Below are 13,902 nucleotides of genomic sequence, written 5' to 3'. Positions count from 1 at the left end.
GAGCTAGCATGAATACGACGGAAAAGGTGATCTTCGAGCAATTCCCCTATTGGGAAAAGGCGATCGGACTGGTCTCCGCCCCGCACGAAGCCGAGTTGACGGTTTTCCTGGGCTGCGGCACGTCCTATAATCTCGCCCTGTCGCTTGCGGCTCATGCCAATCTTGCCGGCTATCCGGCGATTGCGGTGCCGGGCGCGGAATGGCTGAACCGGCCGGCTGCCTTCTGGCCGCGCTGGCAGAAGGTCCATCTGGTGGCCCTTTCTCGCAGCGGCGAAACGACGGAAACCGTTGCAGCTGCCAAGGCAAGCCGCAAAGCCGGCGTTTTTGTCACCGCCATCACGGTTGAGCCCGAAAGCTCGCTCGCCAAAAACTGCGATCGGCTGATCGAAGCGGCCACCCATGGTGATGAAGGCATCGTCATGACGGTCTCGGCGAGCCTGATGCTGCTTCTGGGCATGCAGATGGTCGGCGTACAAATTCCGCCATCGATCGTACAGTCCGCACGCAGTTTGGCGGACCAGATCGATGCTGCTCTTCCGAAGATGATCGAAGGTCGCTCGCATTTCGTGTTCCTTGGCAGTGGATCGCTCTACGGCATTGCCCTTGAAGGTGCGTTGAAACTGATGGAAATGAGCCAGATCATCACCCAGGGCTTCCATCCCCTGGAATATCGCCATGGACCGATCAGCCTCGTCGATGAAAACACCGCGGTCGTCATGCTCTACAGCGCCGATCAGAAGGCGTCGGAAGCGCTGCTGGCCGAGGAACTGCGGGAAAAGGGAGCGACCGTTATCGGCCTTGGCGGCCCGGGCGACCTGGAGCTGACCGTCGATTGCGATCCGGCAATTGTCAGTCTCTGCGTGCTACCGGCTCTGCAGATTCTTGGCGAACGGGCAGCGCAGTCGAAGGGTGTCGATACGGTATCGCCCCGTCATCTGACCAAGGTCGTGATGCTCGGATGACCCCCTCCATCGAACACAATCGCAACATTGCGCTGAAGAAGCTTCTCGGCAATCGCGCCAGGACATTGCCGCGCGGGATCACGTCGGTCTGCTCGGCTCATCCGCTTGTCATCGAGGCGGCGCTCATGCGGGCAGCCTCCGATGACGCGGTCGCGCTGATCGAGGCAACCTGCAATCAGGTCAACCAGGACGGCGGTTACACCGGGATGACGCCCCGCGACTTCCGCCGTTTCGTCGAGAATATCGCCGCCGCAATCGGCTTTCCCATCGATCGCCTCATCCTCGGGGGCGATCATCTTGGGCCGAACCCGTGGAGGAAGCTGCCCGCAGAGGAAGCAATGGCGAAGGCCGAGGCGATGATTGCGGCCTATGTCGAGGCGGGTTTCGAAAAGATCCATCTCGATACATCGATGGGCTGCGCCGGTGAGCCCGTGGCCCTGGCCGACGAGCTGACGGCGGAACGTGCCGCACGGCTTGCGCGCATGGCGGAACAGGCTGCTCTTCGCTCTCGCCTCCGGCCACCTGTCTATATTATCGGAACCGAAGTGCCGCCGCCCGGCGGCGCCACGCATGCCCTCGACGAGCTTGAGGTCACGCGTCCTGAGGCGGTAATGGATACGCTGGCGGTGCATCGTACCGCCTTTGCGAAAGCCGGCATCGAAAGTGCTCTCGAGCGGGTGATCGCCATCGTCGTTCAGCCCGGCGTCGAGTTCGGCAATGCCAATGTCGTCCTTTACAGACAGGATCGTGCGGATGGCTTGATTGGCGCTCTGGACCGAATGCCTGGCTTGCTCTTCGAGGCTCATTCAACGGACTATCAGCCCGCGGACGCACTTGCCGCCCTTGTGGAGGGCGGTTTCGCGATCCTCAAGGTCGGTCCGGGCCTGACCTTTGCCCTGCGCGAGGCGCTTTACGGCCTCGATGCCATCGCGTCGGTTCTCGCCGGAAGGGTTTTGTCCGATGCGATCCATGCGACTATGGACGCCGTCATGCTCGAAAATCCCGGTCACTGGAATTCCCATTATGGCGGCTCGGACGAGGAACAGCGCCTGCAGCGGCACTTCAGCTACAGCGACCGCATCCGTTATTATTGGCCGGATGAGAAGGCAGCAGCAGCGGTCGAGACCCTGCTTGCGCGCTTCGAGGGCGATATTCCGGAAACGCTCATCAGCCAGTATCTCGGCCGGGTCTATCCGGCAGTGGTCGCGAGGAAGGTTCTGCCTCGTGCGCGCGATCTCTGCCTTGCGGCGATCGATGCGGCCCTGGAACCATATTCTGCAGCCACGATCGCATAATGGGTCGCCCGGCGTTGCCCGCCCTGGGTGGCCGACAAGGCGGCGATCAGACACACGCTTTTCTAATTGGAGATCATAATGGCGTCAGTCAGCGTGACAAATGTCCGCAAGAGCTACGGTCACTTCGAAGTTCTGCATGGGGTGGATATCGATATCGAGGACGGCGAATTCGTCATTCTCGTCGGCCCGTCGGGCTGCGGAAAATCGACCCTTCTTCGCATGATCGCCGGGCTTGAGGAGATCAGCGGTGGTGACGTCGCGATCGGCGGTCGGGTGGTCAATGATGTCGAACCCAAGAGCCGCGACATCGCCATGGTGTTCCAATCCTATGCGCTCTATCCGCATATGACTGTCGAGGCGAATATGGGTTTTTCTCTGCGGCTGGCCAAGGCGCCGAAGGAGGAGACCCGGCAGCGCGTGCGCGACGCGGCACAGATCCTCGGCCTCGAAAACCTGCTCGACCGCTATCCGCGCAATCTCTCCGGCGGCCAGCGCCAACGCGTCGCCATGGGCCGTGCGATCGTGCGCCAGCCTCAGGTGTTTCTCTTCGATGAACCACTATCCAACCTGGATGCAAAGCTGCGCGTACAGATGCGCTCCGAAATCAAGCAGCTGCATCAGCGCCTGCGCACGACCACGATCTACGTCACCCACGACCAGATCGAGGCCATGACGATGGCGGACCGGATCGTCGTCATGCGTGACGGCTATGTCGAGCAGATCGGCTCGCCGCTCGAACTGTATGACCGGCCCGCCAACCTCTTTGTTGCCGGTTTTATCGGTTCCCCGGGGATGAATCTCATCCGCGGCAAGATCAGCAGTGGCGGTCCGCTGGAATTCGTTGCTGATGGCGGAGCGCGCCTTCCGTTGCCGGCAGGGCTCGACGTCGCGCGCGGAGCAGAGATTGTCTACGGCATACGGCCCGAAAATATTGCCATAGGCGAGGGCGGCATCGATGCCGAGGTCGTCGTGGTCGAGCCGACCGGAGCAGAAACCCTGATCGTTTCTCGTATCGGGGCCGACGATCTCGTCCTAGCGCTGCGCGAACGGGTCAGCGCGCGGGCCGGCGGCCGTCTTTCGTTGATACCTGATCTTGGAAGGCTGCATCTTTTCGACGGAGCTACCGGCCAGCGGCTTCGGTAAGCTTATTCGCCATTGCTTGCCTGGACCGCCGGCCTCGGCATCGAATTCGGTTTGTGCCGCAGCCTCCGAAGGCATGCGACACGATCGGTAGCGAGGAGACTCTTTGGTCTCAGTTGGCAGCCAGCCAGGCCTTAATCCCCGTGAGGCTATGAAAGTCATCGACTGCGCGTACCCTTACCGCAGGCAACGCAAGAGCTGTCATCTCCGCCAGAGCTCGGCCCGGTCCCAGCTCGATGATCGTTGTTACGCCACGTTCAGCCAGAGCTTCGATCATATCAGCCCAATCGATCCTTTCGGCCAGTTGCCGCGCAAGCCCCCGGCGAGCGCGTTCCGGATCGACAACAAGCGTCGCACTGGTGGCAGTCATGAGGCGCAGCGCCGGGCGGTTCATGACTACCGAGGCAAGGGCTTTGTCAAACGGTGCCACCGCGCCGGTGAGCCGCGGTGTATGGGAGGCGACATGCACCGCCATCGGCGCAGCGCGCACTGCGCCTTCTTCCAGTGCGGCGGTACAGAGTGCATCGATCGATTGTCTGGTGCCACCGACAATGAACAGAAGATCGGGGTTCACGATGGCGATCGCGCAGCCGAAACGACCGGCCAGTTGCTCCACGATCGCCATTGGCAAACCGCGCACATAGCCGAGCCCGTCATCCGGTCCGCTCACAAGGTCCATTGCACGCGCCCGTCGATCGACCAGCTTCAGAGTGTCTGCGGGCGACCAGATGCCGGCCACCCCCCAAGCCGCCATTTCACCGACGCTGTAGCCGGCCACCATCGTATCGCTTGGCGCGCCGGCCAGGAAAAGGGCGCGAGCAATTGCAAGCGCGCGCGTCACGCACAGGATCTGGCCCTCGCGGTTGGCATGCAAGGCGGCTTCAGTGGCAGTCCTGCAGAAATCCGTCGGGTGGATCCCGAGCACGGCTGTTGCGGCTTCGAAAATGGGCTGCACTTCCGGTTCGGCGGCCAGCAGCTGGAACATCTCCCGATTCTGGTGCCCTTGGCCCGAACACAGCAGCGCGAGGGTCACGATTCCAACACCTCGGTAAACAACGCCATGGCCAGGAGATCGGCGCACCCGCCCGGGCTGAGATTGCGCGCGACGAACGCCTCATGAATGGCTTTGGCATCCCAGCGCCAATTCGCCCGTCCGACCCCGCCATCCGCCAGAAAGGCGCGGGCCTTGTTCCGTGCGAAATTGAGCCCTTCGGGACCGGCGCGATAAAGGAGATTGCTGTCGTCGACCACCGCGATCAGCGCCATGCACGCATGGACCCTTGCGGCTTCTTCGTCCCCCATGGCGAGGCGCCGTCCTTCGGCAAGCGCCGGGCGAGCAATATCGTAGACGGATGGCATGCCGGCGGCGGCCTCGGCCCGGGCGCCGCCAACATGGTAGCGTCGCGCCACGATGCCGCCGTGACTGTCCTGCTCTGGCGCCCTGCCGATGATGTCGCGTCCCCAACGCCATGCGACAAGGGCGCCGAGCGGCGCATGCCAGTCGCACGTCGCTGCCAAGCCGGCCGCCGCCGCCAGCAGGCCGAGGCCGAAGATGGCGCCGCGATGGGTATTCACCCCTCCCGTCGCATCCCGCATTGCGCCTTCCGCTTCCATGCCGATTTGGCGCAGGCGATCCATGCCCGCATCCATGGCGCCCGCCTCGGCAAGCGCGACGAAGAATGGTTCCAGTGTCCGAGCGCTGAGGCGAAGAAGATCAGCATCCATGTCGGCGTGAGCGCCGTTGTCGATATGGCTGACCAATCCGGGCTTGGGCCAGGTCTCTACCTCCAGGATCAGCGCTCGTGCGGCATGCCGTCCGATCAGCAAGGGATCGCTATGCTTGACGGCGACAGGACTTAATTCGGCCAGCAATGGAAACGTCATGCAAAGAGCGCCTCCCGCGCAATCAGGGCCGATCCGGCGTGGGATTTAACCAGAAGTTCCGGGTTTCCCGACAGCCATTCGCGCCACTGGACGGCTATGCCGCAAGGCGTGACCAATTCGGCATCGATACGCATCGGCGCGTGTTCTGCAATATCGTTCAGCAAAGCCGTCGCTCGCATCGCATCCGCGCTCGAGCGACACTCGACCAGAAGATCAAGATCGGACGTATCGGTCAGATAGGAAAGGCCGGTCAGGTATTGCCAGGCCAGACTTCCGAAGCAGCGGCAAGAGAGGTCTGCCTCCAAGAGCGCGCCAATGGTCGGGCGCCATCGTGCCGGTGCCGCGGGCAGCACATCCCTCAAGAGGGGAGGAGACGCCGCCCGTATTATGGCAGCTGGCGGGCAAGCGAGTGCAAGCCGTTTGCGCCCCATGTCCGGAGGAAGGGGCAGCCCCAGGGGTACAACATCCAGTGGGTCGCTGCAGGTCCGACGACGAAAAATTGCTGGTCGTCCCAGTGCCGCCCATGTCAGCAGATCGCGCTCCGTTTCGCTTTCGACTTGGCCACGCAGCAGCCTCGGCCATGCTTCGGAGCACACATAGGCCAGATCGTGGCGGCGGAGGGCAGCGACATCAACCATGGAGCAAAGCCAGCCGCTCGACTTCGGCCGCAATCGTGGCAGCCTTCGGCCGGCCGCCTCGATCGGCACCCAATTGTGCGCGCAGATCACGCGAAACGGGCTTGGCAAGAAGTGCTGCGAGTTGAGCGTTCAAAGGGACAGCTGGGTCCCAAACTTCCGCTATGGCTCCGGTCGCAAGAAGATTATCGAGGCCCGGCGCGAAGACGGGGGTTGTCTCGGCCTTTTCTTTCAGCGTAGCGAGCGGCAGCTTGGTCACTCGGGCCATGGACGGCAGGTCCATGACTTCGGGCCAGGCGGTGGGCAGGGCCACCAGCGATCCGCAGGCTAGCGCAGTGGCAATGAAGGCGCCCGCTGCGCTGCCCCCATAGAGAAGGCCGACCGTATGATGACCGGCCTGCTCCGCCTGCCACAAGGCCTTCGCCAGGTGCGCCAATGCCTCGCTGAGACCGAGGAGCTCGTCACGCCGGCTCATCCTTTGGCTGCCGGAGTCGACCAGGAACAGCAGAGGCGAGCTGTCTGGCCGCCGAACGACTGAAAGGATATGCCCGGCCAGCGCTACCGCTTCGTCGACGCCCGGATAGGTCTTGTCGGCAATGCCGATCACATCGATCCGGTTTTGTTGGTCCAACCGGCCCCAGCCGGTAACAAGCCCATCCGCCTGTGTTATCTCGTGGCCAACGGGAAAGAGTGAGGACAGGATATCAGCGAGCTGCATCGGCGCTCTCCCGATGGATATTGGCTGTGGTGAGGAAAGTCCCGATGTCCCGCTCCGGTATTTGCCCAGGCTCTTCAATATGCAGCCGCGCCCATATCTCGGTGGCGTCACGGGCATCGCCAAAATGGCGCAATCGCTGTTCGAGCCGTGTCTGTTCGGCTTCAAGCACTGTCTCATCCAAAATGGCTGGCCGTTGCAGCGCGGCAATCGCACCGGCCCGGAAGGCGGCGATATCGTCCTCGACGAAGATATCAGTCCCGCCAATCAGGTAGCGATGCTTGCCGCCCATGGTTCGCCAGACGAGCGCCCGGTCGCGGGAGTCGAATTCTTCCACGCCCTTGTTCGTCTCGATGACCTCCGGCCCGGAAACGGATAAACGACCCTGCTCGGAGATGACGAGCGCCGAACAGCAGCCGGCAATCAGGCTGCCGCCGCCATAGCAGCCCGCCCGCCCGCCAAGAAGGCCGATGACGCGAACACCATCGGATCGCACCTCCAGCACGGCGCGGATGATTTCGGAGATCGCCAGCTCGCCGGCATTGGCCTCCTGCAGGCGCACGCCACCCGTATCGAAGAGAATAACGACATCCCGCCGCAACTTGGCGGCGGCATGCAGCAGGCCCGTCAGCTTGGCGCCATGCACTTCGCCAATCGCACCGCCCATGAAGCGCCCTTCCTGGGCAGCCACCAGCACGGCGCGGCCGTCAATGCGGCCGGCACCGACGATGATGCCGTCATCGAACTGCCGAGGCAGATCGAAGAGCGCAAGGTGAGGGCTCGTCTCCCGTCGTTCCGGGCCTAGGAATTCGGTGAAGCTGTTGGCATCGAGCAGATGCAGCAACCGGCCGCGAGCAGATTCTTCATACCAGCTTCGGTGCAGCTTGTGAGGATCGTTCATTCTGGCTTCTCCATCAGCCGCACGCCCTGGGCCAGACGCAGCGCCACCATGTCAGGCCGTGCGCCGCCATCATTGATCGTGATGCGCAGACCGCCGGCAGCGGAGCGCGCCGCGAAATCCTCGGTGACCGCTGCCCAGAGCTCGGCGAAACCATGGGCGGGCGTGGCGATCTCGATGACGCAACGGTCGGGCGCCTCCAGTCGTTCAAGCAATATTTCGAGGTTGCCCGAAGCAACGACGCCCACCAGAGCCACGGCGCGGGTTCCGCCGGTCTGCGTCGATTTCAATTCATAGAGCAGATTTTCCATGGCATCGGCCTTACCAATTGCGGAACCGGGAAGGCGGCCTGTACAGGCCGCCGGAGGCAAGCATCAGATCCTTGATGGAATGCGCAACCAGCAGACTGCGATCGGCATCCAACGGATCGATTCCAAGATCTTCGGGACGCTGGATGACTTTGCGTTCGCGCAAATGCTCCACCATCTTGCGGTCCCGGGCGCGGCCGACCTCGGTGTAGCCGGCCACCCCCCGGATCGCCTGCTCCCGCTCTTGCCCGTTACGGCACAGCAGTAGATTGGCGATCCCTTCTTCCGTCACGATATGCGTCACGTCGTCACCGTAAACCATCACAGGAGCCAGTTCGAGCTGCAGCTTGTCGGCCAGATCCAGCGCCGCCAGTCGCTCGACGAACATCGGCACCATGCCATCGCCAAAGGTTTCGCCGATCTGAACGACCAGTTTGCGCCCGCGACGCAGGGCAGGGGTGACTGCGGCAGGGTCGGCTTCCTGGCCCGCACGCAGCCAGGCCTCGCTCGGATGGCGTCGTCCGCGTGCGTCCGATCCCATATTGGGGGCACCGCCAAAACCGGCGACCCTGCTGCCGGTCACGGTCGAACTGTTGCCGGAAAGGTCGATCTGCAAGGTCGAACCGATGAACATGTCGCAGGCATAGAGTCCGGCGGTTTGGCAGAAGGCGCGGTTGGAGCGCAGCGAGCCGTCAGGCCCGGTGAAGAAAATGTCGGGACGAGCCCGCATATAGTCTTCCATGCCCACTTCGGACCCGAAGCAATGGATCTGTTCCACCCATCCGGCCTCGATGGCGGGGATCAGAGTGGGGTGGGGGTTCAGCGCCCAGTGCGTGCAGACCTTGCCCTTCAATCCCAACCGTTCGCCGTAGGTCGGTAGCAGCAGCTCGATGGCCGCGGTATTGAAGCCGATGCCATGGTTCAGGCGGCGCACGCTATAGGGTGCGTACAATCCCTTGATGGCCAGCATCGCCGTCAGAATTTGCGTTTCGGTTATGGCTGCGGGGTCGCGCGTGAACAGCGGTTCCACATAGAAGGGGCGCTTGGCATCCACCACGAAATGAACCTGGTCGGCGGGAATGTCGACGCGCGGCACGCGATCGACGATCTCGCCCACCTGGGCGACGACCAGTCCCTTGCCGAAGCTCGTCGCTTCCACCACCGTTGGCGTGTCTTCCGTATTCGGCCCGGTGTAGAGATTTCCCTCCTTGTCGGCGCTGACCGCGGCAATGAGCGCTACCTGTGGTGTCAGATCGATAAAGTAGCGGGCGAAGAGTTCCAGATAGGTATGAACGGCACCTAGTTCGATCTGGCCACCGAACATCATACGCGCGATGCGGGCCGACTGCGGGCCGGAATAGGAAAAATCGAGCCGTCGGGCGACGCCGCTTTCGAAAATATCGAGATGCTCGGGCAAGACCACGCCCGACTGTACCATATGCAGGTCGTGTATCCTGGCGACATCGACTTTTGACAGCGCCTTGGCCAACAGGTCGGCCTGCTTCTGGTTGTCGCCCTCAAGGCAAACTCGGTCGCCAGGCTTCAGGATCGCTTCCAGGAAAGCGACGAGCCGTTGCGGGTCGACAAGCTTGCCGGCAGAGAAGTGCTGGCCGGCTTCAAGGCGCGCCAGCCTGTCGCGACCTTTCGTATTCCAATCATGCATCTGATTGCCCTTTGTATGCGCAAGAGCGTGTTTCTGGAAATATAATGTACACACAATTGCGAAAACTGCAACAACGTGTATTTTAAAATTGTCATGCGGTTTATCTGTATGCATTGGAGGAGGAGAAATGGTGTACTTGTATTTTTATCGAGGCGCATGCGGGGAGGGTCGCTCATGATGATCTCCGGTGTTGCAATGCTTGCGCTTTGCACCCTCTTGGGGAGCATTCTCGGCGATCTCCTGGGGGTGGCGCTTGGCGTGAAGGCGAATGTCGGCGGTGTCGGCATTGCCATGATCCTGCTGATCGCCACGCGGCTTTGGTTGAATAGACGAGGCTTGTTGACGCTGCCGCTCAAACTCGGCGTCGAGTTCTGGGGAGCTCTATACATTCCGATCGTCGTCGCCATGGCGGCGCAGCAGAACGTGCTGGTGGCTGCGCGCAGCGGCCCGCTGGTGCTGATCGCGGGCATCGCGACGGTCTTCGTTTGCTTCGCAACCGTCGCGCTGATGAGCCGTATCGGCGAGCGCGGCGAAACGATGGATGAAATCGAAGCAAGGGCCAGGGGCGAGCTTGCCGCCTCCGGCAACCCGGTCTGAGGGAGGCTTTCATGGAGATCTTGAAACACGGCTTGACCGCCAACAGTCTGCTCACCGCGTTTGCGATCGTTGGATTGGTCATGTGGCTGTCGAACGCCATTTCTAAACATATCCTGTTTGGCCGCGTCCACGGCTCAGCCATTGCAATCGTTCTGGGGCTCGCGGCAGCCTTTGCCGCTGGTCTGTGGACCGGAGGCGAAAAAGGGGTTGTGGATATTCCCATCCTCAGCGGCATCGGCCTGATGGGCGGAGCTATGCTGCGCGATTTCGCCATCGTCGCCACGGCCTTTGAAGTGGACGTTGCGCAGGCGCGAAAGGCTGGTGCCGTCGGTGCACTGGCCCTTGGCCTCGGCACGCTGCTCCCGTTCATCGTCGGCTCATTGCTCGCCGTCGCTTTCGGTTACACGGATGCCGTATCCATCACCACGATCGGCGCCGGTGCCGTTACCTACATCGTGGGGCCTGTGACGGGCGCCGCTCTGGGCGCAAGCTCGGCCGTGATCGCACTGTCGATTGCGACCGGTGTTTTCAAGGCGGTTCTCGTCATGGTCGGAACACCGATCGTGGCCAAGGCGATCGGCCTCGATAATCCCCGCAGCGCCATGGTGTTCGGCGGCCTGATGGGAACCGTCAGCGGTGTGTCGGGCGGTTTGGCAGCGACCGATCGCCGTCTCGTTCCCTATGGCGCACTGACGGCAACGTTTCATACGGGGCTGGGCTGCCTCGTCGCACCTTCGATCCTTTACCTTGCCGTACGGGCACTTGCAGGGGGGTGAAACAATATGGGAAAGCCGATGATCAGTGCAGGAGAAGGCTCTCAAATGCCGCATCCTGCACAGGATCGCCAAGGACGATTTGGGTGGGATCGGCGATACCTCGACGTGCGCCGGTCCCCGCTTTCGTCGACGATTTGGCCGCCAACCGCCAGAGCAAGCCGGATGTGAGTTGATGCTTCATATCGATTGCTATCTGTCGAATTGGATGGTGTAAAACTGAATGATTGCCTGCCAAATCGGAAGCAAGGTTTGAAATGACAGAATTCGACGAAGCTGGATCGATTGGCCAGCGCATTAAACTGGTGCTGATGGATGAGATCTCCTCCGGCGCCATAAGGCCTGGCTCAAGTTTGGACGAAGCAACGCTCAGCAGCCGCTTTGGTGCTTCCCGCACGCCGGTGAGGGACGCTCTGCGTCAGCTGGAGGCGATCGGCCTGGTCGAGATTCGGCCGCGACGCGGTGCAACGGTTCTGCCGCTGACCTTGCCGCGGCTGATGGAGATGTTCGAAGTGACCGCAGAGATGGAATGCATGTGCGTCCGTCTGGCAACCCATCGGATAACAGGCGTGGAGCGCGCGGTTCTAACCGAAATTCACGAGCGTTCCGAACTCGCGGCGAAGGCGGACGACTTCGAACAGTATGACAAGCTCAACTTGTCCTTCCATGAAGCATTGTATCGCAGCGCGCATAACGAGTTTCTGTATGATGAATTGATGCGGCTGCGCGCAAGGCTCCTGCCATTCCGCAGGACTCAGCTGCGTCAACCGAAGCGATTGACAGCTTCATTCCTTGAGCACGAGGCGATCCTGCGAGCCATGATGCGCGGCGATGCAACGGAAGCGGCCCTGGTCATGCGCGAGCACATGCTGAATGCGGCGCTGGCATTGGCACGCTATATGGAAATCGGCGAGGGAGCCGAATGAATGCACAACGGTTCCATCGTCGCGTAAGCTGTCCGAACCTGATCGCCCGTCCTGCATCTGGGGCAAGTACGGGGATTGATCCCGCGGCGCCTAGCCGATTTTAGCGGTCTGTATAGCCTCCGAACCACTTCCTAATCTGCTGTGGCTCGTCGGCTTTCGAGGTATTTCGAGCGTAATGGTAAGGCCGCTGGCAGCAGGCAGCGACGCAAACACCCGACCGCCATGGCGCTCGATTGCCTGCCGGGTAATGGCAAGGCCAAGGCCGTATCCGTCTCCGGTCACGGCATCGTTGCCGCGCGAAAAGGGTTGAAAGATGCGCTCCAGCTCATCTCGCCTGACGCCCGGCCCCTGATCGGCGACGCGGATATTGAGGAGATCGTCCCTTATCTCGCAAAGCACGGCTATATGTGAGTGGACATCCGTGTATTTGACGGCGTTGCGCACGACGTTTTCCAGCGCCCTGTAGATCAATTCCCCCTCGACGTCAGCCGGGAACGAGCCGCCGATGCTGGTGGTGATCGAAACATCCCGCGCCTGCGCCTCGAATGCGGCGTCGCCCAGGATTTCGTTCAGGAGTTCGATGACATCGAGGGACTGGGTTTTCAACGGCATGCTTGAGGTGGCGGTCAGCCTGGCAAGCGTCAGAATTTCACCCACCAGCACATCAAGGCGTTCGACTTCCCGGTCCATGCGGTCCAGCATGGCATCGAGTTTTGCCGGGCTTTGCCGCAGAACGCCCACGGCGGCTTGCAGGCGGGACAATGGCGAGCGCAATTCGTGCGACACATCATGAAACAACTGCTGCTGCGCATTCTGAAGCTCCTGCAATCGCGCGGCGCTGGCATCGAAGTCGTGCGCGAGCGCCGTGACTTCGTCCGTTCGTCCGGCCATCTTGTCGCCGATGCGGAAGTCGAAGCGGCCATTTGCAAGCGCGCTCAGGCCGTTTCGCAGGTGCACGACAGGGCGGATGAGATATCGGGCGAGCGCACCTGCCGCAATCGTGCTCGAAATCAGGATCGTGAGCCATGGCAATATGGGAGCCAGATTTTCAAAGGTGAAACTCATCGGTGTCGCCGCGAAAATTCGGTAGCAATTTCCATCCTTTAAGATGGAACGTTCATCGGCCGCGTCCTCCTGCGGACATGTGTTGGCGTTCGAGGTCGTCGACAGGGAAAGGCCAACCGGTTGTGTTTTTTCGCTCCTGGATACGAAGCGTCTGGCGGCGTCTTCGCCGTCCTCGATCAGGATGTTCGCGGTAAGCTTGACGAGGAGCGTCCGACGGTCCTGTTCCAGCTCATGTGCGAAGGGGACCGCCTGAATGAGCTTGACCGTGATAATGACGACGCCGACGGTTGCTGCAAGCGTCAACCAGATAATCGTGAAGAACTTCCAGAAGAGTTTTGGCATGGTCAATCCACGAGCAGTTGATAGCCTAGGCCTCGCACCGACTGGATCCAGGATTGCCCGTCCTTTCGCAGACCAAGTTTCTGACGAACGCTGCTGATATGAACATCGATGCGGCGATCGAAGGGCGTAAGCGGCTTTCCGAACGCCTGCTTGGAAATGTCCTGCTTTGACACCAGCTGGCCGGCGTTGCGAGCAAGGACTTCCAGCAGGCCGAACTCCGTGCCGGTCAACTCCAGCGGCTCGCCGCACCATTCGGCGCTTCTTTTGCCCGGATGGATCACGAGCTGACCCGCTTTCACCGCATCAATCGAAGCACCCGCCGGCTGGTGCGTCCGGCGCAAGATCGCGCGCAGCCTCGCCGCAAGTTCGCCCGGCGAACAGGGCTTTGGAACATAGTCGTCGGCACCAAGGTTCAGACCGGATATTCTGTCGATGTCATCGCCTCTTGCCGTCAACATCAGCACAGGGATTTCACTGAGCTTGCGGATCCTTTGCAGAACCTCGATCCCGTTCATCCGGGGCATCATGATATCAAGGACGATGATGTCGACCGTATTTGCGGCCGCCGCAGCAATGGCGGCGCGCCCGTCCGTGTCGGTTGCGACGTCATATCCTTCCTCGGTGAGATATTCCTGCAAAAGCATCGTTAGCTCGACATCATCGTCGATGAGAAGAACCTTGCTCATTCACCCTGTCCAC

At 61.4% G+C, this 13,902-nt stretch carries 15 protein-coding genes; 6 read left to right on the top strand and 9 right to left on the bottom strand.

Annotation, left to right across the window (positions count from 1 at the left end):
- Positions 1–8 precede the first annotated feature (8 nt).
- The 3 genes from GA0061100_RS21660 to GA0061100_RS21650 all read left to right on the top strand — a co-directional run bounded on the left by GA0061100_RS21660 (position 9) and on the right by GA0061100_RS21650 (position 3,400).
- Positions 9–962, top strand: coding sequence for an SIS domain-containing protein (locus GA0061100_RS21660; RefSeq protein ID WP_075854821.1), 954 nt, complete (start codon positions 9–11; stop codon positions 960–962).
- Positions 959–2,257: a D-tagatose-bisphosphate aldolase, class II, non-catalytic subunit gene (locus GA0061100_RS21655; protein ID WP_075854820.1), complete on the top strand. Its 1,299-nt coding sequence runs from the start codon at positions 959–961 to the stop codon at positions 2,255–2,257. The genes GA0061100_RS21660 and GA0061100_RS21655 overlap by 4 nt, the downstream gene beginning before the upstream one ends.
- 78 nt (positions 2,258–2,335) lie before the next feature.
- Entirely contained in the window at positions 2,336–3,400 is a 1,065-nt protein-coding gene (locus tag GA0061100_RS21650) for an ABC transporter ATP-binding protein (protein ID WP_075854819.1), read from the top strand.
- A 109-nt stretch (positions 3,401–3,509) separates the two neighbouring features.
- Here the strand turns inward: GA0061100_RS21650 and GA0061100_RS21645 are convergent, their stop codons facing one another.
- The 7 genes from GA0061100_RS21645 to mdcA are packed head-to-tail and all read right to left on the bottom strand — an operon-like array spanning position 3,510 to position 9,500.
- The gene (locus GA0061100_RS21645; RefSeq protein ID WP_075854818.1) at positions 3,510–4,430 is read right to left on the bottom strand and encodes an ACP S-malonyltransferase; all 921 of its coding nucleotides are present in this window, start codon (positions 4,428–4,430) and stop codon (positions 3,510–3,512) included.
- A complete protein-coding gene (gene mdcB, locus GA0061100_RS21640; RefSeq protein ID WP_075854817.1) occupies positions 4,427–5,281 on the bottom strand; it encodes a triphosphoribosyl-dephospho-CoA synthase MdcB in 855 nt (284 codons plus the stop codon). The genes GA0061100_RS21645 and mdcB overlap by 4 nt, the downstream gene beginning before the upstream one ends.
- Positions 5,278–5,919: a malonate decarboxylase holo-[acyl-carrier-protein] synthase gene (gene mdcG / locus GA0061100_RS21635; RefSeq protein WP_075854816.1), complete on the bottom strand. Its 642-nt coding sequence runs from the start codon at positions 5,917–5,919 to the stop codon at positions 5,278–5,280. Before mdcG ends, mdcB begins: the two co-directional genes overlap by 4 nt.
- A complete protein-coding gene (locus GA0061100_RS21630) occupies positions 5,912–6,634 on the bottom strand; it encodes a biotin-independent malonate decarboxylase subunit gamma (protein ID WP_075854815.1) in 723 nt (240 codons plus the stop codon). The genes mdcG and GA0061100_RS21630 overlap by 8 nt, the downstream gene beginning before the upstream one ends.
- On the bottom strand, positions 6,621–7,532 hold the full coding sequence (locus tag GA0061100_RS21625) for a biotin-independent malonate decarboxylase subunit beta (protein WP_075854814.1): 912 nt from the start codon (positions 7,530–7,532) through the stop codon (positions 6,621–6,623). Before GA0061100_RS21625 ends, GA0061100_RS21630 begins: the two co-directional genes overlap by 14 nt.
- Positions 7,529–7,840 (bottom strand): malonate decarboxylase acyl carrier protein, encoded by a 312-nt coding sequence (gene mdcC / locus GA0061100_RS21620; protein WP_075854813.1) that lies wholly within the window; start codon positions 7,838–7,840, stop codon positions 7,529–7,531. The genes GA0061100_RS21625 and mdcC overlap by 4 nt, the downstream gene beginning before the upstream one ends.
- Positions 7,841–7,850: 10 nt before the next feature.
- Complete coding sequence (gene mdcA / locus GA0061100_RS21615; RefSeq protein WP_075854812.1) at positions 7,851–9,500, bottom strand: malonate decarboxylase subunit alpha; 1,650 nt, start codon at positions 9,498–9,500, stop codon at positions 7,851–7,853.
- A gap of 174 nt (positions 9,501–9,674) precedes the next feature.
- Between mdcA and madL the strand changes: the two genes are divergently transcribed.
- The 3 genes from madL (at position 9,675) to GA0061100_RS21600 (ending at position 11,796) form a co-directional block, all read left to right on the top strand.
- A complete protein-coding gene (madL, locus tag GA0061100_RS21610; protein ID WP_075854811.1) occupies positions 9,675–10,097 on the top strand; it encodes a malonate transporter subunit MadL in 423 nt (140 codons plus the stop codon).
- 11 nt (positions 10,098–10,108) lie between these two features.
- Complete coding sequence (gene madM / locus GA0061100_RS21605) at positions 10,109–10,873, top strand: malonate transporter subunit MadM (protein ID WP_075854810.1); 765 nt, start codon at positions 10,109–10,111, stop codon at positions 10,871–10,873.
- A gap of 254 nt (positions 10,874–11,127) precedes the next feature.
- Positions 11,128–11,796, top strand: a complete 669-nt coding sequence (locus GA0061100_RS21600; RefSeq protein ID WP_075854809.1) for a GntR family transcriptional regulator — start codon at positions 11,128–11,130, stop codon at positions 11,794–11,796.
- Positions 11,797–11,886: 90 nt separating this feature from the next.
- Here the strand turns inward: GA0061100_RS21600 and GA0061100_RS21595 are convergent, their stop codons facing one another.
- Together GA0061100_RS21595 and GA0061100_RS21590 are read right to left on the bottom strand one after the other, a co-directional pair.
- The gene (locus GA0061100_RS21595) at positions 11,887–13,203 is read right to left on the bottom strand and encodes a HAMP domain-containing sensor histidine kinase (RefSeq protein ID WP_075854808.1); all 1,317 of its coding nucleotides are present in this window, start codon (positions 13,201–13,203) and stop codon (positions 11,887–11,889) included.
- A 2-nt stretch (positions 13,204–13,205) separates the two neighbouring features.
- Positions 13,206–13,889, bottom strand: coding sequence for a response regulator (locus GA0061100_RS21590; RefSeq protein ID WP_075854807.1), 684 nt, complete (start codon positions 13,887–13,889; stop codon positions 13,206–13,208).
- Between the last annotated feature and the right edge of the window lie 13 nt (positions 13,890–13,902).

This window comes from Martinezella hainanensis, from assembly GCF_900094555.1.
In the GTDB taxonomy this organism is placed as follows: Bacteria; Pseudomonadota; Alphaproteobacteria; order Rhizobiales; family Rhizobiaceae; genus Rhizobium; species Rhizobium hainanense.
The sequence above is the reverse complement of the archived record's forward strand: the minus strand, read 5'-3'. Positions and strand labels throughout refer to the sequence as shown.

What these genes read in the sequence shown, in the direction of transcription:
- mdcG (WP_075854816.1), bottom strand. Translation starts at nt 5,919, where the DNA reads ATGGTTGATGTCGCTGCCCTCCGCCGCCACGATCTGGCCTATGTGTGC.
- mdcA (WP_075854812.1), bottom strand. Translation starts at nt 9,500, where the DNA reads ATGCATGATTGGAATACGAAAGGTCGCGACAGGCTGGCGCGCCTTGAA.
- GA0061100_RS21630 (WP_075854815.1), bottom strand. Translation starts at nt 6,634, where the DNA reads ATGCAGCTCGCTGATATCCTGTCCTCACTCTTTCCCGTTGGCCACGAG.
- GA0061100_RS21655 (WP_075854820.1), top strand. Translation starts at nt 959, where the DNA reads ATGACCCCCTCCATCGAACACAATCGCAACATTGCGCTGAAGAAGCTT.
- GA0061100_RS21660 (WP_075854821.1), top strand. Translation starts at nt 9, where the DNA reads ATGAATACGACGGAAAAGGTGATCTTCGAGCAATTCCCCTATTGGGAA.
- madM (WP_075854810.1), top strand. Translation starts at nt 10,109, where the DNA reads ATGGAGATCTTGAAACACGGCTTGACCGCCAACAGTCTGCTCACCGCG.
- madL (WP_075854811.1), top strand. Translation starts at nt 9,675, where the DNA reads ATGATGATCTCCGGTGTTGCAATGCTTGCGCTTTGCACCCTCTTGGGG.
- GA0061100_RS21625 (WP_075854814.1), bottom strand. Translation starts at nt 7,532, where the DNA reads ATGAACGATCCTCACAAGCTGCACCGAAGCTGGTATGAAGAATCTGCT.
- mdcB (WP_075854817.1), bottom strand. Translation starts at nt 5,281, where the DNA reads ATGACGTTTCCATTGCTGGCCGAATTAAGTCCTGTCGCCGTCAAGCAT.
- GA0061100_RS21650 (WP_075854819.1), top strand. Translation starts at nt 2,336, where the DNA reads ATGGCGTCAGTCAGCGTGACAAATGTCCGCAAGAGCTACGGTCACTTC.
- mdcC (WP_075854813.1), bottom strand. Translation starts at nt 7,840, where the DNA reads ATGGAAAATCTGCTCTATGAATTGAAATCGACGCAGACCGGCGGAACC.
- GA0061100_RS21595 (WP_075854808.1), bottom strand. Translation starts at nt 13,203, where the DNA reads ATGCCAAAACTCTTCTGGAAGTTCTTCACGATTATCTGGTTGACGCTT.
- GA0061100_RS21600 (WP_075854809.1), top strand. Translation starts at nt 11,128, where the DNA reads ATGACAGAATTCGACGAAGCTGGATCGATTGGCCAGCGCATTAAACTG.
- GA0061100_RS21590 (WP_075854807.1), bottom strand. Translation starts at nt 13,889, where the DNA reads ATGAGCAAGGTTCTTCTCATCGACGATGATGTCGAGCTAACGATGCTT.